Consider the following 24,067-nt stretch of genomic DNA (forward strand, 5'->3'; position numbering starts at 1 on the left):
AGCGTGCGCCATGGCCTCAGCCCTTATTTTCGTCCCAAGGCAATCGACATGACCGACCTCCAGAACAAGAACTACATCATTGCCCTCGACCAGGGTACGACCAGCTCGCGCGCGATCATTTTCGACCGTGACGCCAACGTGGTCTGCATCGCCCAGCGCGAATTCGCCCAGCACTACCCCCAGGCCGGCTGGGTCGAACACGACCCGATGGAAATCTTCGCCACCCAGAGCGGCGTGATGGTCGAAGCCCTGGCCCAGGCCGGCCTGCACCATGACCAGGTAGCTGCCATCGGCATCACCAACCAGCGCGAGACGACAGTGGTCTGGGACAAGACCACCGGCCGGCCGATCTACAACGCCGTCGTCTGGCAATGCCGTCGCAGCACTGAAATCTGCCAGCAGCTCAAGCGCGACGGCCACGAGCAATACATCAGCGACACCACCGGCCTGGTGACCGACCCGTACTTCTCCGGCACCAAACTCAAGTGGATCCTGGACAACGTCGAAGGCAGCCGCGAGCGTGCCCGCAACGGCGAGTTGCTGTTCGGCACCGTCGACAGCTGGCTCATCTGGAAATTCACCGGCGGCAAGGTCCACGTCACCGACTACACCAACGCCTCGCGCACCATGCTCTTCAACATCCATACGCTGGAGTGGGATGCGAAGATGCTCGAGATCCTCGACATCCCCCGGGAAATGCTCCCGGAAGTGAAGTCGTCCTCAGAGATCTACGGCCGCACCAAGAGTGGCATCGCCATCGGCGGTATCGCCGGCGACCAGCAGGCCGCCCTCTTCGGCCAGATGTGCGTGGAGCCGGGCCAGGCGAAAAACACCTACGGCACCGGCTGCTTCTTGCTGATGAACACCGGGAACAAGGCGGTCAAGTCCAATCACGGCATGCTTACCACCATCGGTTGCGGCCCACGCGGCGAGGTCGCCTACGCCCTCGAAGGCGCGGTGTTCAATGGCGGCTCCACGGTGCAGTGGTTGCGCGATGAGCTGAAAATCATCAACGACGCCCTGGACACCGAATACTTTGCCAACAAGGTCAAGGACAGCAACGGTGTGTACCTGGTGCCGGCCTTCACCGGCCTGGGCGCGCCGTACTGGGACCCCTATGCCCGGGGCGCGTTGTTTGGCCTGACCCGGGGCGTGCGGGTCGATCACATCATCCGTGCGGCGCTGGAGTCCATCGCCTACCAGACGCGCGACGTGCTCGATGCCATGCAACAGGACTCCGGTGAGCGTCTCAAGGCCCTACGTGTCGACGGCGGCGCGGTGGCGAACAACTTCCTGATGCAGTTCCAGGCCGACATCCTGGGCACACGGGTCGAGCGTCCGAAAATGCGCGAAACCACCGCTTTGGGCGCGGCCTACCTGGCCGGCCTGGCGTGCGGTTTCTGGGGCAGCCTGGAAGAGCTGCGCGGCAAGGCAGTGATCGAGCGCGAGTTCGAACCGCAACTGGACGAACCGGCGAAGGAAAAGCTCTACGCCGGCTGGCAGAAAGCGGTCAGCCGCACCCGCGACTGGGAACCCCACGAAGACGCCGAATAAGCCGACCCTGAGCAACACCTGGGTCTGAACTGGTCGGGAGCAGATTCCTGCGGCATCATGGGCATATTTCGGCAGCCCAAAGGACGCCCATGAATCTGCCTCCCCGTCAGCAGCAAATCCTCGAACTGGTCCGCGAACGCGGCTACGTCAGCATTGAGGAAATGGCGCAGTTGTTCGTTGTAACCCCGCAAACCATCCGCCGAGACATCAATCAACTGGCGGAGGCCAACCTGTTGCGCCGCTACCACGGCGGCGCCGCCTACGATTCCAGCGTGGAAAACACCGCCTACGCCATGCGCGCCGACCAGATGCGCGACGAGAAGCAGCGCATCGCCGAAGCCATTGCCGCCCAGATCCCCGATCACGCCTCGCTGTTCATCAACATCGGCACCACCACCGAATCCATCGCCCGGGCACTGCTCAATCACAACCACTTGAAGGTCATCACCAACAACCTGCACGTGGCATCGATCCTCAGTGCCAAGGACGATTTCGAAGTCCTGGTCGCCGGCGGCAACGTGCGACGAGACGGTGGCGTAGTGGGCCAGGCCAGCGTCGATTTCATCAACCAGTTCAAGGTCGATTTCGCCTTGGTGGGCATCAGCGGCATCGATGAGGATGGCAGCCTGCTGGATTTCGATTACCAGGAAGTGCGGGTGTCCCAGGCGATCATCGCCAACGCCCGGCAAGTGCTGCTGGCGGCCGACTCCAGCAAGTTTGGGCGCAATGCCATGGTGCGCCTGGGCCCGATCAGCCTCATCGACTGCCTGGTGACCGACCAGCAACCGGTGCCAGCCCTGGTGCAGTTGCTGAGCCAGCACAAGATTCGACTGGAAGTGGTTTAACCCCTCCCCCAATACCCTGTGGCGAGGGGATTTATCCCCGTTGGGCTGCGCAGCAGCCCCCTTCAGTCATTCAGCTTGTCTGAGATACCGAATCGCCGGGTTTAGGCCTGATTCGCGAGCCAGCGGGGATAAATCCCCTCGCCACAAGTGCACGCCGCGCCTTAAGCGTTATTTTTATGTTCGAAAATTTTCCTTTCAGCTTCCCTTGATCAGTTTTTTCAATCGAAATCGACTGGCCGTTGCTGTCCTTATGGGCTAGTATTTTCGCAAATGAACATTAATGTTCGAATTCAAATATTACGAAAAAAAGCCCGAGGCCAGCCGATGCCCACTTCTACCTTGCCTACGCCCCCTCTCGCCGAGGTTTACGATGTCGCCGTGATTGGCGGCGGTATCAACGGCGTGGGGATTGCCGCGGACGCTGCCGGTCGCGGTCTTTCGGTGTTCCTTTGCGAAAAGGACGATCTGGCCAGCCACACGTCGTCGGCCAGCAGTAAATTGATTCATGGCGGCCTGCGCTACCTCGAACACTACGAGTTCCGCCTGGTGCGCGAGGCACTGGCCGAACGCGAGGTGCTGCTGGCCAAGGCGCCGCACATCGTCAAGCAAATGCGCTTCGTGCTGCCCCACCGCCCGCACTTGCGTCCGGCGTGGATGATTCGCGCCGGCCTGTTCCTCTACGATCACCTCGGCAAGCGTGAACAGCTCGCCGGCTCCAAGAGCTTGAAATTCGGTGCCGACAGCGCGCTGAAAAGCGAGATCACCAAAGGCTTCGAATACTCCGACTGCTGGGTCGACGACGCCCGATTGGTAGTGCTCAACGCCATGGCCGCCCGGGAAAAAGGCGCCCATATCCACACCCGCACTCGTTGCGTGAACGCCCGTCGCAGCAAAGGCCTTTGGCACCTGCACCTGGAACGTGCCGACGGCAGCCTGTTTTCGATTCGCGCCAAGGCACTGGTGAATGCCGCTGGCCCGTGGGTGGCCAAGTTCATTCGCGATGACCTGAAGATGGAATCGCCCTACGGCATCCGCCTGATCCAGGGCAGCCACCTGATCGTGCCGAAACTCTATGAAGGCGAACATGCGCACATTCTTCAAAACGAAGACCAACGCATCGTGTTCACCATTCCGTACCTGAACCAGTTCACCCTGATCGGCACCACCGATCGCGAATACACCGGCGATCCGGCCAAAGTGGCCATCACTGAAGGCGAAACCGATTACCTGCTGAAAGTGGTCAACGCCCACTTCAAGAAACAGCTCAGCCGCGACGACATCCTGCACAGCTATTCCGGCGTGCGTCCGCTGTGCAACGACGAATCCGACAACCCGTCGGCCGTGACCCGGGACTACACCCTGGCGCTCTCCGGCGGCGGCGAAGAAGCCCCCTTGCTCTCGGTGTTCGGTGGCAAGCTGACCACCTACCGCAAGCTGGCCGAGTCGGCCATGGCGCAACTGGCTCCGTACTTCACCCAGATGCGCCCGAGCTGGACCGCCGTCGCCACGCTTCCTGGCGGCGAAAACATGACCACCCCGCAAGCGCTGTGCTCGGCCATCCGCGACAAGTTCGACTGGCTGCCCACCGACATCGCCCGGCGCTGGGCCACCACCTATGGCAGCCGCACCTGGCGCATGCTGGAAGGCGTGCAGACGCTCGCCGACCTGGGCGAACACCTCGGCGGCGGCCTCTATACCCGCGAAGTCGACTATCTGTGCAGCGATGAGTGGGCCGTCGACGCCCAGGACATCCTTTGGCGTCGTAGCAAGCTGGGCCTGTTCACCACTGCGGCCGAACAGCAAAAGCTTCAGCAATACCTGGAAAAGGTCGAGCACAACCGCCGCAAAATCGAAGCGGCCTGAAGGCAAGACTGCCTGACCCAAGCCCCTGAATCGTGCGATTCAGGGGCTTTTTGCTATCTGGCGTCCACCAATGCCCCTGTGGGAGCGAGCTTGCCCGCGATGACGCCTGCACATTCAACATCTATATGACTGGCACACCGCATTCGCGAGCAAGCTCGCTCCCACAATGGATTAATGCGACCTCAGGGCATTCGGTTTTCCGAACAAGACCCATCAGTCAGTTCGGCCAGCCGGATAAACAACCGGCAAATAAACCTGAAACAAAACATTAATTACTTTATAAAACATATAGTTAACCTGTATCGACTGGCCTGGCACGAGTCATGCTCTACACTCCTTCGAGACGAATGCCTGCATGCCAACACAACAGGAGCTGCCAGGCGTTTCGAAGCACTCAGGGCCGACGTACCGGCTGAAATAAAAAAAACAATGTCGAGGAAACATCGATGCGCATCGTTCCCCATCTTCTGGGCGCAGCCATTGCTGCCGCTCTGATCAGCACCCCGGTTTTCGCCGCCGAACTGACCGGCACGCTGAAAAAGATCAAAGAGTCCGGCGTCATCACGCTTGGGCATCGCGACGCTTCCATTCCGTTCTCCTACATCGCAGACGCTTCCGGCAAGCCGGTGGGCTACTCCCACGACATCCAGCTGAAAGTCGTCGAAGCACTGAAAAAAGACCTGGACCTGCCGAACCTGCAGGTCAAGTACAACCTGGTGACCTCGCAAACCCGCATCCCGCTGGTGCAGAACGGCACCGTGGACCTGGAGTGCGGCTCCACCACCAACAACGTCGAGCGTCAGCAACAGGTTGATTTCTCCGTCGGCATCTTCGAGATCGGCACCCGCCTGCTCTCCAAGAAAGACTCCAAGTACAAGGATTTCGACGATCTGAAGGGCAAGAACGTCGTGACCACCGCCGGCACCACCTCCGAGCGCCTGCTCAAGGCAATGAACGCCGACAAGCAGATGGGCATGAACGTCATCTCTGCCAAGGACCACGGCGAGTCCTTCCAGATGCTGGAATCGGGCCGTGCCGTCGCGTTCATGATGGATGACGCCCTGCTGGCCGGCGAAGCGGCCAAGGCCAAGAAGGCCGACGACTGGGCCGTCACCGGTACACCACAGTCCTACGAGATCTACGGCTGCATGATGCGCAAGGGCGACGAGCCGTTCAAGAAAGCGGTCGACGACGCCATCAAGGCGACCTATGCCTCGGGCGAGATCAACAAGATCTACGACAAGTGGTTCACCCAGCCCATCCCACCGAAAAACCTGAACCTGAACTTCCCGATGAGCGATGAGCTCAAGGCATTGATCGCCAATCCGACCGACAAAGCGGCTGACGACAAGAAGTCCTGATTTTTCTGACTAACCTTATCTCCTGAAGGGGCCCCGCCCTTTCAGGGGATGGTCACTCCCTGCTGGCATATCTGGAAACACTCGAGGCGGTGGTTGTCGAGCCGATCGCGTGTGCCTGGCCTTTACAGGCCAGGACGGGAACGGAGCTTCCCCAGGCGGGCATTTGCACATCGAACGATCTGAGGGGAGACCCTAATGAATTACAACTGGGACTGGGGCGTGTTCTTCAAGTCCACCGGCGTGGGCAGCGAGACTTATCTCGACTGGTACATCGCCGGCCTGGGCTGGACCATCGCCATCGCCGTCGTCGCCTGGATCATCGCCCTGATGCTGGGCTCTATCCTGGGCGTGATGCGCACCGTGCCGAACCGGCTGGTGTCGGGCATCGCCACCTGCTACGTGGAGCTTTTCCGCAACGTGCCGCTGCTGGTTCAGCTGTTCATCTGGTACTTCCTGGTGCCCGACCTGCTGCCCGAAAACCTGCAGGAGTGGTACAAGCAGGACCTGAACCCGACCACCTCGGCCTACCTGAGCGTCGTCGTGTGCCTGGGGCTGTTTACCGCCGCCCGGGTCTGCGAACAGGTGCGCACCGGTATCCAGGCGCTGCCGCGCGGCCAGGAATCCGCTGCCCGCGCCATGGGCTTCAAGCTGCCGCAGATCTACTGGAACGTGCTGCTGCCCCAGGCGTATCGGATCATCATTCCGCCGCTGACCTCGGAATTCCTCAACGTCTTCAAGAACTCCTCCGTGGCCTCGCTGATCGGCCTGATGGAATTGCTCGCGCAGACCAAGCAGACCGCCGAGTTCTCCGCCAACCTGTTCGAAGCCTTTACCCTGGCGACGCTGATCTACTTCACCTTGAACATGAGCCTGATGCTGCTCATGCGCATGGTCGAGAAGAAAGTCGCGGTGCCCGGCCTGATCTCCGTGGGGGGTAAATGATGGAATTCGATTTCAGCGGTGTCGTCCCGGCCATTCCCGGCCTGTGGAATGGCATGGTGATGACCTTGAAACTGATGGCCCTGGGTGTCGTCGGCGGGATCATCCTGGGGACGATCCTGGCGTTGATGCGCCTGTCCCACAACAAACTGATCTCCAACATCGCCGGCGCGTACGTCAACTACTTCCGCTCGATCCCGCTGCTGCTGGTCATCACCTGGTTCTACCTGGCGGTGCCGTTCGTGCTGCGCTGGATCACCGGCGAAGACACGCCGATCGGGGCCTTCGGCTCCTGCGTCGTGGCCTTCATGATGTTCGAGGCGGCGTACTTCTGCGAAATCGTGCGCGCCGGCGTGCAGTCGATCCCCAAGGGCCAGATGGGTGCGGCCCAGGCCCTGGGCATGAACTATGGCCAGACCATGCGCCTGATCATCCTGCCCCAGGCGTTCCGCAAGATGACCCCGCTGCTGCTGCAGCAGAGCATCATCCTGTTTCAGGACACCTCGCTGGTCTACACGGTCGGCCTGGTGGACTTCCTCAATGCTTCGCGGGCCAATGGCGACATCATCGGCCGCTCCAATGAGTTCCTGATCGTCGCAGGTCTCGTGTACTTCACAATCAGCTTTGCCGCCTCGCTGCTGGTCAAGCGTCTGCAAAAAAGGTTCGCCGTATGATCTCTATCAAGAACATCAACAAGTGGTATGGGGACTTCCAGGTACTGACCAATTGCAGCACCGAGGTCAGCAAGGGTGAGGTCGTGGTGGTGTGCGGCCCTTCGGGTTCGGGCAAGTCCACGCTGATCAAGTGCGTGAACGCCTTGGAGCCATTCCAGAAAGGCGACATCGTGGTCGACGGCACCTCCATCGCCGACCCGAAGACCAACCTGCCGAAATTGCGTTCGCGGGTGGGCATGGTGTTCCAGCACTTCGAGCTGTTCCCGCACCTGACCATCACCGAAAACCTGACCATCGCGCAGATCAAGGTGCTGGGCCGCAGCAAGGAAGAAGCCACCAAGAAAGGCCTGCAACTGCTCGAGCGCGTCGGCCTGTCGGCCCATGCCCATAAGCACCCGGGCCAGCTCTCCGGCGGCCAACAGCAGCGCGTGGCGATCGCCCGGGCCCTGGCGATGGACCCGGTGGTGATGCTGTTCGACGAACCCACCTCGGCCCTCGACCCGGAAATGGTCAACGAAGTGCTCGACGTGATGGTGCAACTGGCCCACGAAGGCATGACCATGATGTGCGTGACCCACGAAATGGGCTTCGCCCGCAAAGTGGCGAACCGGGTGATCTTCATGGACCAGGGCCAGATCATCGAAGACTGCAAGAAAGAAGAGTTCTTCGGCGACATCAGCGCCCGCTCCGAACGTGCGCAGCACTTCCTTGAGAAAATCCTGCAGCACTAAGCGTCGCCTTCTTTTAGACGCACTTGCTCTTGTGGCAAGGGAGCTTGCTCCCGCTGGGTCGCGCAGCGACCCCAAACCGGTAAATGCATTGCATCTGGCACACCGCACGAACCGTTTTGCGACTGCTTCGCAGCCGAGCGGGAGCAAGCTCCCTCGCCACAGAGCCGCGTTCGAAGGACGACCGCAGCACACTGGTTGACCCAAGGCTTCTGTGATGAAATGCGACCCCACCCTCTATCGCGCCGCGCCGCCATCACTTGCCGTGAAACCTCGCCTGATCCGCCACCTGTTCCTACCGCCGCTGATCATCGCGTTGATGATCGGCCTGGGCTATCTCGGCTTCTGGATCAGCGAACACTATGGCGTGCGTGGCCTTGCCGAGAACGGCGAGCGCCAGCTGGAGCTGCATGCCCGGGCGGTGGAGAGTGAAATCAGCAAGTACACCTACTTGCCGAGCCTGCTGGAGCTTGAATCGAGTGTCTCGACGCTGCTCGACGACCCGACACCCGAACACCGCAAGACCGTCAACGAATACCTCGAAGGCCTGAACCGGCGCAGCCGCAGCCGGGCCATCTACGTGATGGACACGACCGGCCGCGTCATGGCCACCAGCAACTGGCGCGACGTCGACAGTTACCTGGGTGAAGACCTGTCCTTTCGCGCCTATTTCCAGAACGCCGTGCGCGGCCAGCCGGGTCGCTTCTATGGCATTGGCAGCACCAACGGCGAACCCGGCTACTACCTGGCCCACGGCCTGGAAGAACAGGGCAAGATCATTGGCGTCGCCGTGGTCAAGGTGCGCCTCGAAGCCCTGGAGGAACGCTGGCAGCGGGCACGCCTGGAAGCGTTCGTCAGCGATGAAAACGGCATCATCATCTTGTCCAGCGACCCGGCGCGGCGGCTCAAGTCCGTGCGTCCCTTGAGCGACGAGACCAAGGAACGCCTGGCCCGCAGCCTGCAATACTACTGGTTCCCGCTGAACGAACTGGTGCCCCTGGCCCGGGAACGCCTGGCCGAAGGCATGGAGAAACTGACCTTCCCGGCCAACACCGAACTGGTGTCCGACGAACGCGCCATCAGCTATTTGTCGCAGACCCGGCCACTGAGCGACACACCGTGGAACTTCACCCTGTTGACGCCGCTGGAAGACCTGCGCCGCCAGGCGATCAACCAGGGCATCCTGGTGGCCGTGGCCTTCGCCCTGGTGGCGTTCCTGCTGATCGCCTGGAACGAACGGCGCAAGGTCATCGCCACCCGCCTCGCGGCCCGGGAAGCCTTGCAGGAAGCCAACAGCCAGCTCGAACGTCGGATTACCGAACGCACCACCGACCTGCGCGCCAGCAACGAACGGCTCAAGAGCCAGATCCGTGAGCGTCGACAGGCCGAAGAGACCCTGCGCCGGGCCCAGGACGAACTGGTCCAGGCCGGTAAGCTGGCGGCCATCGGCCAGATGTCCACCAGCATCGCCCATGAACTCAACCAACCGCTGGCGGCCTTGCGCACGTTGTCTGGCAATACCGTGCGCTTTCTCGAACGCGGGCAACTGGACATCGCCAGCACCAACCTCAAGACCATCAACGAATTGATCGACCGCATGGGGCGCATCACCGCCAGCCTGCGCGCCTTTGCCCGACGGGGCGACGATCAGGGCCGGGCGAGCCTGGGCAAGGCCGTCGAGGCCGCGCTGCAATTGCTGGGCGGGCGCCTGGAAAACCGCAACATCCAGATCCACAACGGCTACGCCGACGTCCAGTTGCAAATCGACCAGACGCGCCTGGAGCAGATCCTGGTGAACCTGATCGGCAACGCCCTGGATGCCATGCAGACGCAGCCCGAGCCACAACTATGGCTCGACGGTGAAAGCAGCCACGGCAAGTACCGCCTGCGGGTGCGGGACAACGGCCATGGCATCGACCCCGAAGCCCGCAAGCATTTGTTCGAACCCTTCTTCACCACCAAGCCCGGCGAACAGGGCCTGGGCCTGGGACTGACGCTCTCGGCGAGCCTGGCCGCCGCCGCGGGCGGACACCTGGGCGTCGAATTCCCGGTCGAACGTGGCACCACCTTCGTCCTCAGTTTACCGTTGGTAAGCCTTCCCCCAGCCGAGCAACCATGAACAACGACCTGAGCGTACTGATCGTCGAAGACGACCCCCACGTCCTGCTGGGTTGCCAGCAGGCCCTGAGCCTGGAAGACATCCCGTGCATCGGCGTGGGCAGCGCCGAAGAAGCCCTGGAACAGGTGGGCGATGATTTTGCCGGCATCGTCATCAGCGACATTCGCCTGCCGGGCATCGACGGCCTGGAACTGCTGACCCGTCTCAAGGCTCGGGACAGTCGCTTGCCGGTGGTGTTGATCACCGGCCACGGCGACATTTCCATGGCCGTCGGCGCCATGCAGAAAGGCGCCTATGACTTCATGGAGAAACCCTTCTCCCCCGAACGCCTGGTGGACGTCGCCCGGCGCGCCCTGGAACAGCGCAGCCTGGCCCGCGAAGTGTCATCGCTGCGCCGCCAGTTGGCCGAGCGCGACTCCCTGGAAGGCCGTATCATCGGCCGCTCGCCGGCCATGCAGCACCTGCGCGAACTGATCGCCAATGTCGCCGACACCTCGGCCAACGTGCTGATCGAAGGCGAGACCGGCACCGGCAAGGAACTGGTCGCCCGCTGCCTGCATGACTTCAGCCGGCGCCACGGCAAACAGTTCGTCGCGCTCAACTGCGGGGGCCTGCCGGAAAACCTGTTCGAAAGCGAGATTTTCGGCCATGAAGCCAATGCCTTCACTGGCGCCGGCAAGCGCCGGATCGGCAAGATCGAGCATGCCGATGGCGGTACGCTGTTTCTCGATGAAGTGGAAAGCATGCCCCTGCCCCTGCAAATCAAGTTGCTGCGGGTGTTGCAGGAACGCACCCTCGAACGGCTGGGCTCGAACCAGAGCGTGGCGGTGGACTGCCGGGTGATTGCCGCGACCAAGTCCGACCTGGACGAAATGGGCCGCGCCGGCCAGTTTCGCAGCGACCTGTATTACCGCCTCAACGTGGTGACGCTGGAACTGCCGCCCCTGCGCGAGCGGCGCGAAGACATCCTGCAACTGTTCGAACATTTCCTCCAGCAATCGTCCCTGCGTTTCGACCGCACAGTGCCGCAGCTGGATAACCAGACCCTGTCGAACCTGATGAGCCATGATTGGCCGGGCAACGTGCGCGAATTGCGCAACGTCGCCGAGCGCTATGCCCTCGGCCTGCCTGCCTTCAAGAAAACCGGTGCCAGCAGCGGCGGCCAGGGCCTGGCCTTCGCCGAAGCGGTGGAAGCGTTCGAACGCAACCTGTTGGTGGACGCCCTGCAACGCAGCGGCGGCAACCTGACCCAGGCCAGCCAGGAACTGGGGATGGCCAAGACCACCCTGTTCGACAAAGTCAAAAAATATGGCCTGAGCCATTAACAACGGGGCAATGACCTGTGGACCTGATTTTCAAGGCGGCGCTGGGGGCTGCCGTGGTGGTGATCCTGGCGATGCTCGCCAAGACCCGCAATTACTACATCGCCGGGCTGGTGCCGCTGTTTCCCACCTTTGCCTTGATCGCCCACTACATCGTCGGCAAGGGCCGCTCGGTGGACGACCTAAAGACCACCATCGTGTTTGGCATGTGGTCGATCATTCCGTATTTCGTGTACCTGGCGACCCTGTATGTCATGGTCGACCGGATGCGCCTGGAAGCATCTCTGGCGGTGGCGGCGGTGGCATGGCTGATGGCCGCCACGGTGCTGGTCAGCGTCTGGGTAAGGGTTCACGGCTAAGGGCACAAGCGTGCCTTATCTCCCCTGTGGGAGCGAGCTTGCTCGCGAAAGCCGGGGGATCAGTCGACGCATCTGTTGGACAGGCCCGGCCTCTTCGCGGGCAAGCCCGCTCCCACACATTGATCGTTGGCGAGCACAGGATGTGTGTTCACCGTAGATCCCTTGTGGGAGCGAGCTTGCTCGCGAAAGCGGTGTATCAGTCGACGCATCTGTTGGACAGGCCCGGCCTCTTCGCGGGCAAGCCCGCTCCCACACATTGATCGTTGGCGGGCACAGGATGTGTGTTCACCGTAGATCCCTTGTGGGAGCGGCGAATCAATAGCCGACGGTGAACCGCGTCCGCGAAAACTGCGGCGTCTGCACTTCGTCGATCATCGCGATGGCGTAGTCGGCGAAACTGATCCAACTGCGGCCTGCCTCGTCGAACAGCAAGTGATCCTTGCCAAGGCGAAAGTGCCCGGTGCGCTCGGTCTCGACGAACTCCGCCGAAGGCGAAAGGAACGTCCAGTCCAGGTCCTGCTCCTGGCGCAGCACATCCAGGAACAAAGCTCCGGCCGTGGCTTCGGCGAGGTATTCCTCGGGGAAACCATCGCTGTCGATCACCCGGCTGTTGTCCGGCAGCAGCAGCGAGCCGGCCCCACCCACCACCAGCAGGCGCTTGACCCCCGCCGCTTTCAACGGCGCGATGATCTTGTCGGCCGGTACGGTGGCAAAGTGCGCGGCACTGATCACGGCATCGTGACCGGCGACGGCGGCAGTCAGCGCTTCGCTGTCCAACACATCCAGTGACTGGCTGACCACGCCAGGCCTGTCACCGATGCTTGCAGTGTTGCGGGCAATGGCCGTCACGCTGTGGCCACGACGCAGGGCTTCTTCCAACAGTTGGCTGCCAGCACGACCGGTGGCGCCGATGATTGCGATCTTGCTCATGATGTTCTCCAGTGATTACTCATAGATACCGGGCATGCAACCCCTTGTAGCGAGGCAGCCAAGCTGATTGATTGCGGCAAAGGTGTCATCGGCCGTCAGGCACTCACCACTTCATTTCCCCCTTGGCCACCTTGGCACTGAGCTCGAGCGAGCTGTCTTCGCCCAGGTCCGGGTAGCGTTGTTTCATGGCGGCGATCAGGGCGGCGGCGTCTTTGGCGCGAGCGGTTTCTTCGTCGAAAGCCTTGATGTAGCCGGCGGTGAACTTGACCGACGCCACGGAGCGGGTGCTCTCGCCCAGGTAATGGCCGGGGATCACGCTGCGCGGCTGCAGCTTCTCGATGCTGTCCAGGGTCGCCAGCCAATCCTGATGGGACTGCGGCGTCTGGGTGTCGGCCATCCAGACATGGATGTTCTCGGCCACCACCACGCCCCCGACCACGGCCTTGATCGATGGTATCCAGACGAAACTGCGCTCCGGTTGCGGGCCATCCAGGCCGATGACCTGCAAGCGCTTGCCCTCCAGGGTCAGGCTGTCGCCCTTGAGCACCTGGGGCACGATGGCGTTGTCGGGTGCATCAGCCTTCAGGATCGGCCCCCAATATTTCAGCTTGCCGTCCATCGTGTGCTTGATGTGTTCGACGGTCGGCTGGGTGGCCAGCACCTTGGCCTCGGGGAAAGCGGCCGTCAGGGTCTGCAAACCAAAATAGTAGTCGGGATCGCCGTGGCTGATGTAAATCGTGGTCAGTCGCTTTCCGCTGGCGCGGATTTTTTCCACGACCTGCTCGGCCTGGGATTTACCGAACTGGGCGTCGACCAGGATGGCGTCGTGCTCGCCACTGACCAACACCGAGGACACCGGAAAGACCGCCGCGGCGCCAGGGTTGTAGACATCGAGTGTCAAGTCGGCTGCCCAGCTATGGGCCGCGAACGCCAGGGATGCGGTCGCCAGCAACAGGCGCTTGAGTGGGGTGAATCCGGTCATGCTGTACTCCGTTGTCCAAAAGCCCGTAGGCATTGAGACGAAGCTTAGTAGTCTGACTCGTCCTAAAAAATGCGATGATTCAACATAGTTTGTTTCTGAAAACGGGCAAATCATGGATCGTCTTCAAGCAATGCAGGTGTTCGTCACCGTGGTGGACCTGGGCAGCCAGTCGGCGGCGGCCGAGCACCTGGACCTGTCGCGACCGGTGGTGTCGCGGTATCTGGCGGAGCTGGAAGACTGGGTCGGCGCCCGACTGATGCACCGCACCACCCGCAAGCTGAGCCTGACAGCCGCCGGCACGGAAATCCTGCCGCGCTGCCGGCAGATGCTGGAGCTGTCCGGCGACCTGCAAGCGGCTGTCAGCAAGCCGGACGACGCACCACGGGGCCTGCTGCGCATCAGCACCAGCACCTCCTTTGGCCAGGCCCAACTGACCAAGGCCATGGCCGAGTACGTCAAGCGCTACCCCGGGGTGAGCGTCGACCTGCAGATGCTCGATCGCACCGTGAACCTGGTGGACGAGCGCATCGACCTGGCGATCCGCATGAGCAACGACCTGGACCCGAACCTGATCGCCCGCCGCCTTACGGTGTGCCGCTCGGTGATCTGCGCCTCGCCCGGTTACTTGCAGGAACACCCGACACCCCAGCGGGTCGAGGACCTGAGCCAGCACAACTGCCTGACCCACGCCTACGTGGGCAAGAGCCTCTGGCATTTCGAGCAGGACGGCGAGCAGGTCTCGGTGCCGGTGCAGGGCAATATTAGCAGCAACGAAGCCACCACCCTGTTGCAGGCGGCCATGGCAGGCGCCGGCGTGGCCATGCTGCCCAGCTATCAGGCCGGCCCCCACATCAGGCGCGGCGAGCTGGTACGCCTGGTGCCCCATGCCGAGCCGCGGCAAATGAACATGTACGCGGTCTACGCCTCACGCAAGCACATGCCCTCGGCACTGCGCAGCCTGCTGGATTTCCTGGTGCAGAAATTTCCCGAGACGCCGGAGTGGGATGTGGGGTTGTAAGCCGTGTCAGCTTCACCGAACACGTTGTGGGAGCGGGCTTGCTCGCGAAGGCGTCGTATCCGCAAAACATAGGTTGACTGATACGCCGCTTTCGCGAGCAAGCCCGCTCCCACAGGGGCCCGGTACGCCTCAAGTGCCGCGGCAGGATTCCACCAACCGCCCGCCCCAAGGCATACTTGCCACCCTCCATACGCCAGAACCCTAAGCCGCCCCATGCGTATCCACGTCAGTTTCATCGACCGCGTCGGCATCACCCAGGAAGTCCTGGCCTTGCTCGGTGGACGCAATCTCAACCTGGATGCCGTGGAGATGGTGCCGCCCAACGTCTACATCGACGCACCGACCCTCAGCCCGCAAGTGCTGGACGAATTGCGTGACGCCTTGTTCAGCGTGCGGGGCGTGCAGGCGGTGACGGTGGTGGACATCCTGCCGGGCCAGCGCCGGCACTTGCAGCTCGATGCCCTGCTGGCGGCCATGACCGACCCGGTGCTGGCCCTGGACAGCGCCGGCAATGTGCTGCTGGCCAACCCCGCGCTGATTGCCCTGTACGGTCGGGAGCCGGCGGGGGAAAGCGTGACCGAGCTGTTCGGCGACGAGGCGCTGCTCAGCACGTTGCTGGAGAACGGTTTTCGCCTGCCACTGCGGGAAATCACCCTCAATGGCCAGACCCTGCTGTTGGACGCCACCCCTATCACCGACGCCGGCGCCCTGCTGACGCTCTATCCGCCGAACCGCATCGGCGAACGCTTGTCGGCGCTGCATCACGACCACGCCGAAGGTTTCGACGCATTGCTCGGCGAATCCCCGGCAATCCGCACCCTCAAGGCCCGGGCCCAACGGGTCGCGGCCCTCGACGCACCGTTGCTGATCCAGGGCGAAACCGGAACCGGCAAGGAACTGGTGGCCCGCGCCTGCCACGCCATCAGCGCCCGTCACAGTGCTCCATTCCTGGCCCTGAACTGCGCCGCGTTGCCGGAGAACCTGGCCGAGAGCGAACTGTTCGGCTATGCCCCCGGAGCCTTCACCGGGGCGCAACGGGGCGGCAAGCCGGGGCTGATGGAACTGGCGAACCAGGGCACGGTGTTTCTCGACGAAATCGGCGAGATGTCACCGTACCTGCAAGCCAAGTTGCTGCGGTTCCTCAACGACGGCAGCTTTCGCCGGGTGGGGGGCGATCGCGAGATCAAGGTCAACGTGCGGATCCTCAGCGCCACTCACCGCAACCTGGAAAAAATGGTCAGTGAAGGCTCGTTCCGCGAGGACCTGTTCTATCGCCTCAACGTGCTCAACGTCGAAGTCCCGCCGCTGCGAGAGCGCGGCCAGGACATCCTGCTGCTGGCCCGTTACTTCATGCAGCAAGCCTGTGCCCAGATCCAGCGCCCGGTCTGCCGCCTCGCCCCCGGCACGTACCCGGCGCTGCTGGGCAATCGCTGGCCGGGCAACGTGCGGCAATTGCAGAACGTGATCTTCCGCGCCGCCGCCATCTGCGAAAGCAGCCTGGTGGACATTGGCGACCTGGACATCGCCGGCACCTCTGTCGCGCGCCAGGGCGACGTGGAGGTCGAGAGCCTGGAACAAGCCATGGAAGCCTTCGAGAAACACCTGCTCGAAAGCCTCTACGTCAACTACCCTTCGACCCGCCAGCTCGCCAGCCGCTTGCAAACCTCCCACACCGCGATCGCCCACCGGTTGCGCAAGTACGGGATTTCCAACAAGCCCTAGCTTGACTCGGTCCCTGTGGGAGCGGGCTTGCCCGCGAAAGCGGTGTGTCAGTCGACGTCAACCTGGCTGGCACACCGTCTTCGCGAACAAGCCCGCTCCCACAGGGTTCTGAGTCGTGGTCGAAATTGCGCCAAAAGCGACCTCTACCTGTACTGAAAGCGCTACAGTGGAACGATATCGCTACATCAAGCGGTAAGCTGCGCTGGATAAGGCTTTGATCCGGCAATGATTTTATCCAGGCATGCTGCTGTAGCGATTTCGCTACAGCGTCACCGCTCAACGCCGCCTCAATCCTCCTCAACTCATTGATCCATAAGCCCTTTTAAACATTGGCCGCATTCTTGCTATGGGTATAGCCATTCGGCCGGGCCAAGTCCCGCGCCTTTCTTCGCGTCCACCAGACGAATCTGGCCCCAGGAGTTTCCATGAGCGAGTTGCGTTTCACTGAAGATCACGAATGGCTGCGCACCGAAGCCGACGGCAGCGTTACAGTCGGCATCACCGCGTTTGCCCAGAACGCCTTGGGCGATGTGGTCTATGTTCAGTTACCGGAACTGCAAACCTACGCCAAGGGGGCTGAAGCCTCGACCGTGGAATCGGTGAAGGCCGCCAGCGGTGTCTACATGCCATTGGACGGTGACGTGCTGGAAGTCAACCCGGCCCTGGAAAGCAATCCGGAACTGGTCAACGAAGATCCGCTGGGCGAAGGCTGGTTTTTCCGCTTCACGCCGGCCAATCCCGCTGAAGTTGGCCAACTGTTGGATCAGGATGCCTACGACCGCCTGATCAAAGCCAACGCCCAAGCCTGAGGAGCGCCACATGACCGTTAATCTGGGCACCGCCAACGAATTCATCGCCCGTCACATCGGCCCACGGGCCAGCGACGAGCAAGCCATGCTAGAGCGCCTGGGCTACGACTCCCTGCAAGCCCTGAGCGCCAGCGTGATCCCTGAAAGCATCAAGGGCACCAGCGTGCTGGACATGGGGGACGGCCAGAGCGAAGCCGACGCACTGGCGTCGATCAAGGCCATCGCCAGCAAGAACCAACTGTTCAAGACCTACATCGGCCAGGGCTACTACAACTGCCACACGCCGGCACCGATCCTGCGCAACCTGCTGGAAAACCCGGCCTGGTACACCGCCTACACCCCGTACCAGCCAGAAATCTCCCAGGGCCGCCTCGAAGCACTGCTGAACTTCCAGACCCTGATCAGCGACCTCACCGGCCTGCCGATCGCCAACGCTTCCCTGTTGGACGAAGCCACTGCCGCCGCCGAAGCGATGACCTTCTGCAAGCGCCTGAGCAAAAACAAGGGCAGCAACGCCTTCTTCGCCTCCGTACACAGCCACCCGCAAACCCTCGACGTGTTGCGCACCCGTGCCGAGCCCCTGGGCATCGACGTGGTGGTCGGCGACGAACGCGAACTGAGCGACACCAGCCAATTCTTCGGTGCGCTGTTGCAATACCCGGCCAGCAACGGTGACGTGTTCGACTACCGCGCCCTGACCGAGCGTTTCCACGCCAGCAACGCCCTGGTCGCCGTCGCGGCCGACCTGCTGGCCCTGACGCTGCTGACCCCGCCGGGTGAATTCGGCGCCGACGTCGCCATCGGCAGCGCCCAGCGCTTTGGCGTGCCCCTGGGCTTCGGTGGCCCACACGCGGCCTATTTCTCCACCAAGGACGCTTTCAAGCGCGACATGCCGGGCCGTCTGGTCGGCGTTTCCGTGGACCGTTTCGGCAAGCCGGCCCTGCGCCTGGCGATGCAGACCCGCGAACAACACATCCGCCGCGAGAAAGCCACGAGCAACATCTGCACCGCCCAGGTGCTGCTGGCCAACATCGCCAGCATGTACGCCGTGTACCACGGTCCCAAGGGCCTGGTGCAAATTGCCAATCGCATCCACCACCTGACCGCAATCCTCGCCAAAGGCCTGGGCGCGCTAGAGCTGAGCGTTGAGCAAGAGAGCTTCTTCGACACCCTGACCTTGCGCACCGGCGCGCAAACCGCAGCCCTGCACGACAAGGCCCGCGCACAGCGCATCAACCTGCGCGTGGTGGACGCGCAGCGCCTGGGCCTGTCCCTGGACGAAACCACCAGCCAGGCGGATGTCGAAGCACTGTGGAACCTGTTGGCCGACGGCAAGGCCCTGCCGGACTTCGCCGCACTGGCCGCCAGCGTGCAAAGCCGCATCCCGGCCGAGCTGGTGCGCCAATCGGCGATCCTCAGCCACCCAGTGTTCAACCGCTACCATTCCGAAACCGAGCTGATGCGCTACCTGCGCAAGCTCGCCGACAAGGACCTGGCCCTGGATCGCACCATGATCCCCCTGGGTTCCTGCACCATGAAACTCAACGCCGCCAGCGAGATGATCCCGGTGACCTGGGCCGAGTTCGGCGCCCTGCATCCGTTCGCCCCGGCCGAGCAGAGTGCCGGTTACCAGCAACTGACCGATGAACTGGAAGCCATGCTGTGCGCCGCCACCGGTTACGACGCGGTGTCGCTGCAACCCAACGCCGGTTCCCAGGGTGAGTACGCCGGCCTGCTGGCGATCCGGGCCTATCACCAGAGCCGTGGCGAAGAGCGCCGCGACATCTGCCTGATCCCATCCTCGGCCCACGGCACCAACCCGGCCACTGCCAACATGGCGGGCATGCGCGTGGTGGTCACCGCGTGCGATGCCCGTGGCAACGTCGACATCGAAGACCTGCGCGCCAAGGCCATCGAACACCGCGAACACCTGGCCGCGCTGATGATCACGTACCCGTCCACCCACGGCGTGTTCGAGGAAGGCATCCGCGAAATCTGCGGCATCATCCATGACAACGGCGGCCAGGTGTACATCGACGGCGCCAACATGAACGCCATGGTCGGCCTTTGTGCACCGGGCAAGTTCGGTGGCGACGTGTCGCACCTCAACCTGCACAAGACCTTCTGTATTCCTCACGGCGGTGGCGGCCCAGGTGTCGGCCCGATCGGCGTCAAGTCGCACCTGGCGCCGTTCCTGCCGGGCCACGCGAACATGGACCGCAAGGAAGGCGCGGTGTGCGCGGCGCCGTTCGGCAGCGCGAGCATCCTGCCGATCACCTGGATGTACATTCGCATGATGGGTGGCGCCGGCCTCAAGCGCGCTTCGCAGCTGGCGATCCTCAACGCCAACTACATTGCCCGCCGCCTGGAAGAGCACTACCCGGTGCTCTACACCGGCAGCAACGGCCTGGTGGCCCACGAATGCATCCTCGACCTGCGCCCGCTCAAGGACAGCAGCGGCATCAGCGTCGATGACGTGGCCAAGCGCCTGATCGACTTCGGCTTCCACGCCCCGACCATGTCGTTCCCGGTGGCCGGCACGCTGATGATCGAACCGACCGAAAGCGAATCCAAGGAAGAGCTGGACCGCTTCTGCGACGCCATGATCTGCATCCGCGAAGAAATCCGCGCCGTGGAAAATGGCAGCCTGGACAAGGACGACAACCCGCTGAAGAACGCCCCGCACACCGCGGCGGAGCTGGTCGGCGAGTGGACCCACCCCTACAGCCGCGAGCAAGCGGTGTACCCGGTGGCCTCGTTGATCGAAGGCAAATACTGGCCGCCCGTGGGCCGGGTCGACAACGTGTTCGGCGACCGCAACCTGGTGTGCGCTTGCCCGTCGATCGAAAGCTACGCTTAAGAAGCAGCGACAAGTGACAAGCCGCAAGCTGCAAGTAAGAGCCACTCGGCTTTTAACTTGCAGCCTGTAGCTTGAAGCTCGTAGCTGCTCCCCCAGGAGCCCCCTATGTCGTTAAGCGTGTTCGACCTGTTCAAGATCGGTATCGGCCCTTCGAGCTCCCATACGGTCGGCCCCATGCGTGCCGCTGCCCGTTTTGTCGAGGGGCTGCGCCGTGATGATTTGCTTGAAAGCATCACCAGCGTCAAGGTCGAGCTCTATGGTTCCCTCGGCGCCACCGGCAAGGGCCACGGCAGCGACAAGGCCGTGCTGCTGGGCCTGGAAGGTGAGCACCCGGACACCGTGGACACCGAGACCGTCACCGCCCGCCTGCAGGACATCCGCAGCAACGGACGCCTGAATCTGCTCGGCCAACACCCCATCGAATTCAATGAAAAGCTGCACCTGGCGATGATTCGCAAGCCGCTGGCCTTCCACCCCAACGGCATGATCTTCCGCGCGTTCGACGCCGCCGGGTTGCAAGTGCGCAGCCGCGAGTACTATTCGATCGGCGGCGGTTTTGTCGTGGATGAAGGCGCCGCCGGCGCCGACCGGATCGTCGAGGACGCCACGCCCCTGACCTTCCCGTTCAAGAGTGCCAAGGACCTGCTGGGCCATTGCAGCACCTATGGCCTGTCCATCAGCCAGGTCATGTTGACCAACGAAAGTGCCTGGCGCCCCGAAGCCGAAACCCGCGCCGGCCTGCTGAAGATCTGGCAAGTGATGCAGGATTGCGTGGCGGCCGGTTGTCGCAACGAAGGAATCCTGCCCGGTGGGTTGAAGGTCAAGCGGCGGGCAGCGGCGCTGCACCGTCAACTGTGCAAGAACCCGGAAGCGTCCCTGCGCGACCCACTGTCGGTGCTGGACTGGGTCAACCTGTACGCCCTGGCGGTCAACGAAGAAAACGCCTACGGCGGACGCGTGGTCACTGCACCCACCAACGGTGCGGCGGGGATCATCCCGGCCGTGCTGCATTACTACATGCGCTTCATTCCGGGTGCCAACGAAGACGGCGTGGTGCGATTCCTGCTGACCGCCGCCGCCATCGGCATCCTGTACAAGGAAAACGCATCCATCTCCGGGGCCGAAGTCGGTTGCCAGGGTGAAGTCGGCGTCGCCTGCTCCATGGCCGCCGGGGCGCTCTGCGAAGTGCTGGGCGGCACCGTGCAGCAGGTGGAAAACGCCGCCGAAATCGGCATGGAACACAACCTCGGCCTGACCTGCGACCCCATCGGTGGCCTGGTGCAGGTGCCGTGCATCGAGCGCAACGCCATGGGCTCGGTGAAAGCCATCAACGCGGTGCGCATGGCGATGCGCGGCGACGGGCACCACTTCGTCTCCCTCGACAAGGTCATCCGCACCATGCGCCAGACCGGCGCCGACATGAAAAGCAAATACAAGGAGACCGCCCGCGGCGGTCTGGCGGTCAACATCATCGAATGCTGACGCGTGCTTCCCTGCCCTCTACCTCTTCCAGGAGCTGATATGTCCACCGAACCACTGCGCAAGACCCCGCTGCACGCGCTGCACCTCGAACTCGGCGCCCGTATGGTGCCGTTCGCCGGCTACGACATGCCGGTCCAGTACCCGTTGGGCGTGATGAAAGAACACCAGCACACCCGCGACCAGGCCGGGTTGTTCGACGTGTCCCACATGGGCCAGATCCGCCTGAGCGGCGCGGGTGCCGCCAAGGCCTTGGAGACCCTGGTGCCGGTGGACATCATCGACCTGCCGGTGGGCATGCAGCGCTACGCCATGTTCACCAACGAGCAAGGTGGGATCCTCGACGACCTGATGGTGGCCAACCTGGGCAACGACGAACTGTTCCTGGTGGTCAACGCGGCCTGCAAGGACCAGGACCTGGCCCACCTGCGCAACCATATCGGCAACCAATGCACCATCGAGCCTTTGTTCGAAGCGCGCGCCTTGCTCGCTCTGCAAGGCCCCGCCGCCGTCACCGTGCTCGCACGCCTGGCGCCAGACGTGGCGAAGATGACCTTCATGCAATTTCAGCGTGTCACGCTGCTGGGCGTGGAGTGCTTCGTCAGCCGTTCCGGCTACACCGGTGAAGACGGCTTCGAGATCTCCGTACCCGTCGCCGACGTGGAAACCCTGGCCCGCGCCCTGCTGGCCGAGCCGGAAGTCGCCGCCATCGGCCTCGGCGCCCGTGACTCCCTGCGCCTGGAAGCCGGCCTGTGCCTTTACGGCCATGACATGAACACCGAGACCACCCCGATCGAGGCGAGCCTGCTGTGGGCCATTTCCAAGGTTCGACGTGCCGATGGCGCCCGTGCCGGTGGCTTCCCCGGCGCTGAGACCGTGTTTGCCCAACAACAGGGCACAGTGAAGCGTAAACGCGTGGGCCTGCTGCCCCAGGAACGCACACCGGTGCGCGAAGGCGCTGAGATCGTCAACGAGGCGGGCGAGACGATCGGAACCGTATGCAGCGGCGGTTTCGGCCCGACCTTGGGCGGCCCGTTGGCCATGGGTTACCTGGACAGTGCCTATGTCGCGCTGGAGACGCCTGTCTGGGCCATTGTTCGTGGGAAAAAGGTGCCTTTGCTTGTAAGCAAAATGCCATTTGTTGCACAACGCTACTATCGCGGATGATTGACTGTTTCTATAAGTAACGCGATTGCGTTATACGTGCACTAATGTGTAACGCAATCGCCATAAAAAGGTGCATCTAATTGTCGCGGGCATCTTGCTTATAACAGTCAAGAAGTACCCAACTCGCCTTTCGAATAAGCCCACGCCAGCGAAGCGCTTAAATGCCAGCAACGTGAGCAAATACGGGCCCCTCAGGGGGGTTGTTTTTTTGTTGGTGGTTGGCGTAGAGTTTGGCCACTGTGTTTGCATGGGTCGCTTGGAATCGTGACCTGGGCAGTAGCTTATGAAGTTCGCTACATCCCGCTCGACGTCTCTTACTTTCCTGCAACCCAGCCCCAGTACTCTTTCATATGAAAGAGGCTGTCATCAATTTTAGCGTCAAGGAAATAAGAAAATGTCGAATCGTCAGAGCGGTACCGTCAAGTGGTTCAACGACGAAAAGGGTTTTGGTTTTATCACCCCTGAAAGCGGTCCGGATCTGTTCGTGCACTTTCGCGCGATCCAGGGCAACGGCTTCAAGACCCTGAAAGAAGGCCAGAAGGTCACTTTCGTTGCGGTGCAAGGCCAGAAAGGCATGCAGGCTGACGAAGTACAAGCAGAAAGCTAATTTTCTGAAATGAAAAAGCCCCTGATTGATATCAGGGGCTTTTTTATGGGCGCAATTCCGTAGAATGCCTTCTTTTTTTCCGAGGCCACCATGCCCAAGCACCTGCTCAATCCCCAGGGCGACTTCCCTCCCGTCGGCCTGGGCCGTCGCCTGGCGGCGATGTTCTATGACTTCCTGCTGTGCACGGCGCTGTTGATCGTCACCAGTGGCGCCTACAAGATGATCCAGATGGCAATCATCGGCGAAGAGAAGATGCGCGCCCTGACCGAAGCCGGCGCGCTGGACGGTGACCCGTTGCTGTCTACCGTGCTGCTGTTCGTATTGTTCGGTTTCTTCGCCAAGTTCTGGACCCACAACGGCCAGACCCTGGGCATGCAGGTATGGTGCATTCGCGTGCAGAACGCCGATGGCACGGCTATCAGCCTGTGGCAGGCACTGTTGCGCTTCGTGGTGTCGATTGCGTCATGGCTGCCGCTGGGGCTGGGCTTCATCTGGGCGCTGTTCGACAAGCGCAAGCGCAGTTGGCATGACATCTACTCGGACACGCAACTGGTGCGGATTCCGAAGAAGACCCGGTAACAGCGGCGCTTTGTCAGGGGAGCCCCATTGTGGCGAGGGGATTTATCCCCGCTGGGCTGCGAAGCAGCCCCAAACAGTCAACTCGATTGTCCTGGCGTACCGAATCGGCTGGCTTTAGGGGCGCTTCGCGCCCCAACGGGGATAAATCCC

The 24,067-nt window shown here is 62.3% G+C and carries 20 protein-coding genes; 18 read left to right on the forward strand and 2 right to left on the reverse strand.

All coding sequences use genetic code 11. The features are described 5' to 3' along the window. The first annotated feature begins 48 nt into the window (after positions 1-48). From glpK to VM99_11525, 10 genes are all read left to right on the forward strand, one after another. Positions 49-1,554, forward strand: coding sequence for a glycerol kinase (gene glpK / locus VM99_11480; protein ID AKJ98648.1), 1,506 nt, complete (start codon positions 49-51; stop codon positions 1,552-1,554). A gap of 89 nt (positions 1,555-1,643) precedes the next feature. Beyond that, positions 1,644-2,399, forward strand: coding sequence for a DeoR faimly transcriptional regulator (locus VM99_11485; protein ID AKJ98649.1), 756 nt, complete (start codon positions 1,644-1,646; stop codon positions 2,397-2,399). A gap of 324 nt (positions 2,400-2,723) precedes the next feature. Continuing rightward, positions 2,724-4,262 (forward strand): glycerol-3-phosphate dehydrogenase, encoded by a 1,539-nt coding sequence (gene glpD, locus VM99_11490; protein ID AKJ98650.1) that lies wholly within the window; start codon positions 2,724-2,726, stop codon positions 4,260-4,262. A 446-nt stretch (positions 4,263-4,708) separates the two neighbouring features. Then, the gene (locus VM99_11495; GenBank protein AKJ98651.1) at positions 4,709-5,623 is read left to right on the forward strand and encodes an ABC transporter; all 915 of its coding nucleotides are present in this window, start codon (positions 4,709-4,711) and stop codon (positions 5,621-5,623) included. Positions 5,624-5,818: 195 nt separating this feature from the next. Continuing rightward, the gene (locus VM99_11500) at positions 5,819-6,565 is read left to right on the forward strand and encodes an amino acid ABC transporter permease (GenBank protein ID AKJ98652.1); all 747 of its coding nucleotides are present in this window, start codon (positions 5,819-5,821) and stop codon (positions 6,563-6,565) included. Continuing rightward, positions 6,565-7,236: an amino acid ABC transporter permease gene (locus tag VM99_11505; protein ID AKJ98653.1), complete on the forward strand. Its 672-nt coding sequence runs from the start codon at positions 6,565-6,567 to the stop codon at positions 7,234-7,236. Before VM99_11500 ends, VM99_11505 begins: the two co-directional genes overlap by 1 nt. Then, a complete protein-coding gene (locus tag VM99_11510) occupies positions 7,233-7,967 on the forward strand; it encodes an amino acid ABC transporter ATP-binding protein (protein ID AKJ98654.1) in 735 nt (244 codons plus the stop codon). Before VM99_11505 ends, VM99_11510 begins: the two co-directional genes overlap by 4 nt. Before the next feature lie 214 nt (positions 7,968-8,181). Beyond that, positions 8,182-10,083, forward strand: coding sequence for a histidine kinase (locus VM99_11515; protein ID AKJ98655.1), 1,902 nt, complete (start codon positions 8,182-8,184; stop codon positions 10,081-10,083). After that, the gene (locus VM99_11520) at positions 10,080-11,408 is read left to right on the forward strand and encodes a Fis family transcriptional regulator (protein ID AKJ98656.1); all 1,329 of its coding nucleotides are present in this window, start codon (positions 10,080-10,082) and stop codon (positions 11,406-11,408) included. The genes VM99_11515 and VM99_11520 overlap by 4 nt, the downstream gene beginning before the upstream one ends. A gap of 17 nt (positions 11,409-11,425) precedes the next feature. Further along, positions 11,426-11,764 (forward strand): membrane protein, encoded by a 339-nt coding sequence (locus VM99_11525; protein AKJ98657.1) that lies wholly within the window; start codon positions 11,426-11,428, stop codon positions 11,762-11,764. A gap of 315 nt (positions 11,765-12,079) precedes the next feature. Here VM99_11525 and VM99_11530 read toward each other — a convergent pair whose 3' ends face one another. Then, on the reverse strand, positions 12,080-12,694 hold the full coding sequence (locus VM99_11530; protein AKJ98658.1) for a 3-beta hydroxysteroid dehydrogenase: 615 nt from the start codon (positions 12,692-12,694) through the stop codon (positions 12,080-12,082). A 103-nt stretch (positions 12,695-12,797) separates the two neighbouring features. Further along, positions 12,798-13,676, reverse strand: coding sequence for a beta-lactamase (locus VM99_11535; GenBank protein ID AKJ98659.1), 879 nt, complete (start codon positions 13,674-13,676; stop codon positions 12,798-12,800). 130 nt (positions 13,677-13,806) lie between these two features. On the opposite strand from VM99_11535, the gene VM99_11540 reads away from it, so the two are divergent. The 8 genes from VM99_11540 to VM99_11575 all read left to right on the forward strand — a co-directional run bounded on the left by VM99_11540 (position 13,807) and on the right by VM99_11575 (position 23,917). Then, positions 13,807-14,694 (forward strand): LysR family transcriptional regulator, encoded by an 888-nt coding sequence (locus VM99_11540; GenBank protein ID AKJ98660.1) that lies wholly within the window; start codon positions 13,807-13,809, stop codon positions 14,692-14,694. A 213-nt stretch (positions 14,695-14,907) separates the two neighbouring features. Next, the gene (locus VM99_11545) at positions 14,908-16,416 is read left to right on the forward strand and encodes a Fis family transcriptional regulator (GenBank protein ID AKJ98661.1); all 1,509 of its coding nucleotides are present in this window, start codon (positions 14,908-14,910) and stop codon (positions 16,414-16,416) included. A gap of 425 nt (positions 16,417-16,841) precedes the next feature. Further along, positions 16,842-17,225 carry a glycine cleavage system protein H gene (locus VM99_11550; protein AKJ98662.1) on the forward strand — a complete coding sequence of 128 codons (384 nt, stop codon included), beginning with the start codon at positions 16,842-16,844 and terminating at the stop codon, positions 17,223-17,225. Positions 17,226-17,235: 10 nt separating this feature from the next. Then, positions 17,236-20,085, forward strand: coding sequence for a glycine dehydrogenase (locus VM99_11555; protein ID AKJ98663.1), 2,850 nt, complete (start codon positions 17,236-17,238; stop codon positions 20,083-20,085). A 105-nt stretch (positions 20,086-20,190) separates the two neighbouring features. Beyond that, positions 20,191-21,567, forward strand: coding sequence for a serine dehydratase (locus tag VM99_11560; GenBank protein ID AKJ98664.1), 1,377 nt, complete (start codon positions 20,191-20,193; stop codon positions 21,565-21,567). 39 nt (positions 21,568-21,606) lie between these two features. After that, the gene (gene gcvT, locus VM99_11565; GenBank protein ID AKJ98665.1) at positions 21,607-22,731 is read left to right on the forward strand and encodes a glycine cleavage system protein T; all 1,125 of its coding nucleotides are present in this window, start codon (positions 21,607-21,609) and stop codon (positions 22,729-22,731) included. A gap of 394 nt (positions 22,732-23,125) precedes the next feature. After that, complete coding sequence (locus tag VM99_11570) at positions 23,126-23,338, forward strand: cold-shock protein (GenBank protein AKJ98666.1); 213 nt, start codon at positions 23,126-23,128, stop codon at positions 23,336-23,338. A 90-nt stretch (positions 23,339-23,428) separates the two neighbouring features. Further along, the gene (locus VM99_11575) at positions 23,429-23,917 is read left to right on the forward strand and encodes an RDD domain-containing protein (protein AKJ98667.1); all 489 of its coding nucleotides are present in this window, start codon (positions 23,429-23,431) and stop codon (positions 23,915-23,917) included. Positions 23,918-24,067 lie beyond the last annotated feature (150 nt).

It is taken from the genome of Pseudomonas chlororaphis (assembly GCA_001023535.1).
In the GTDB taxonomy this organism is placed as follows: domain Bacteria; phylum Pseudomonadota; class Gammaproteobacteria; order Pseudomonadales; family Pseudomonadaceae; genus Aquipseudomonas; species Aquipseudomonas chlororaphis_E.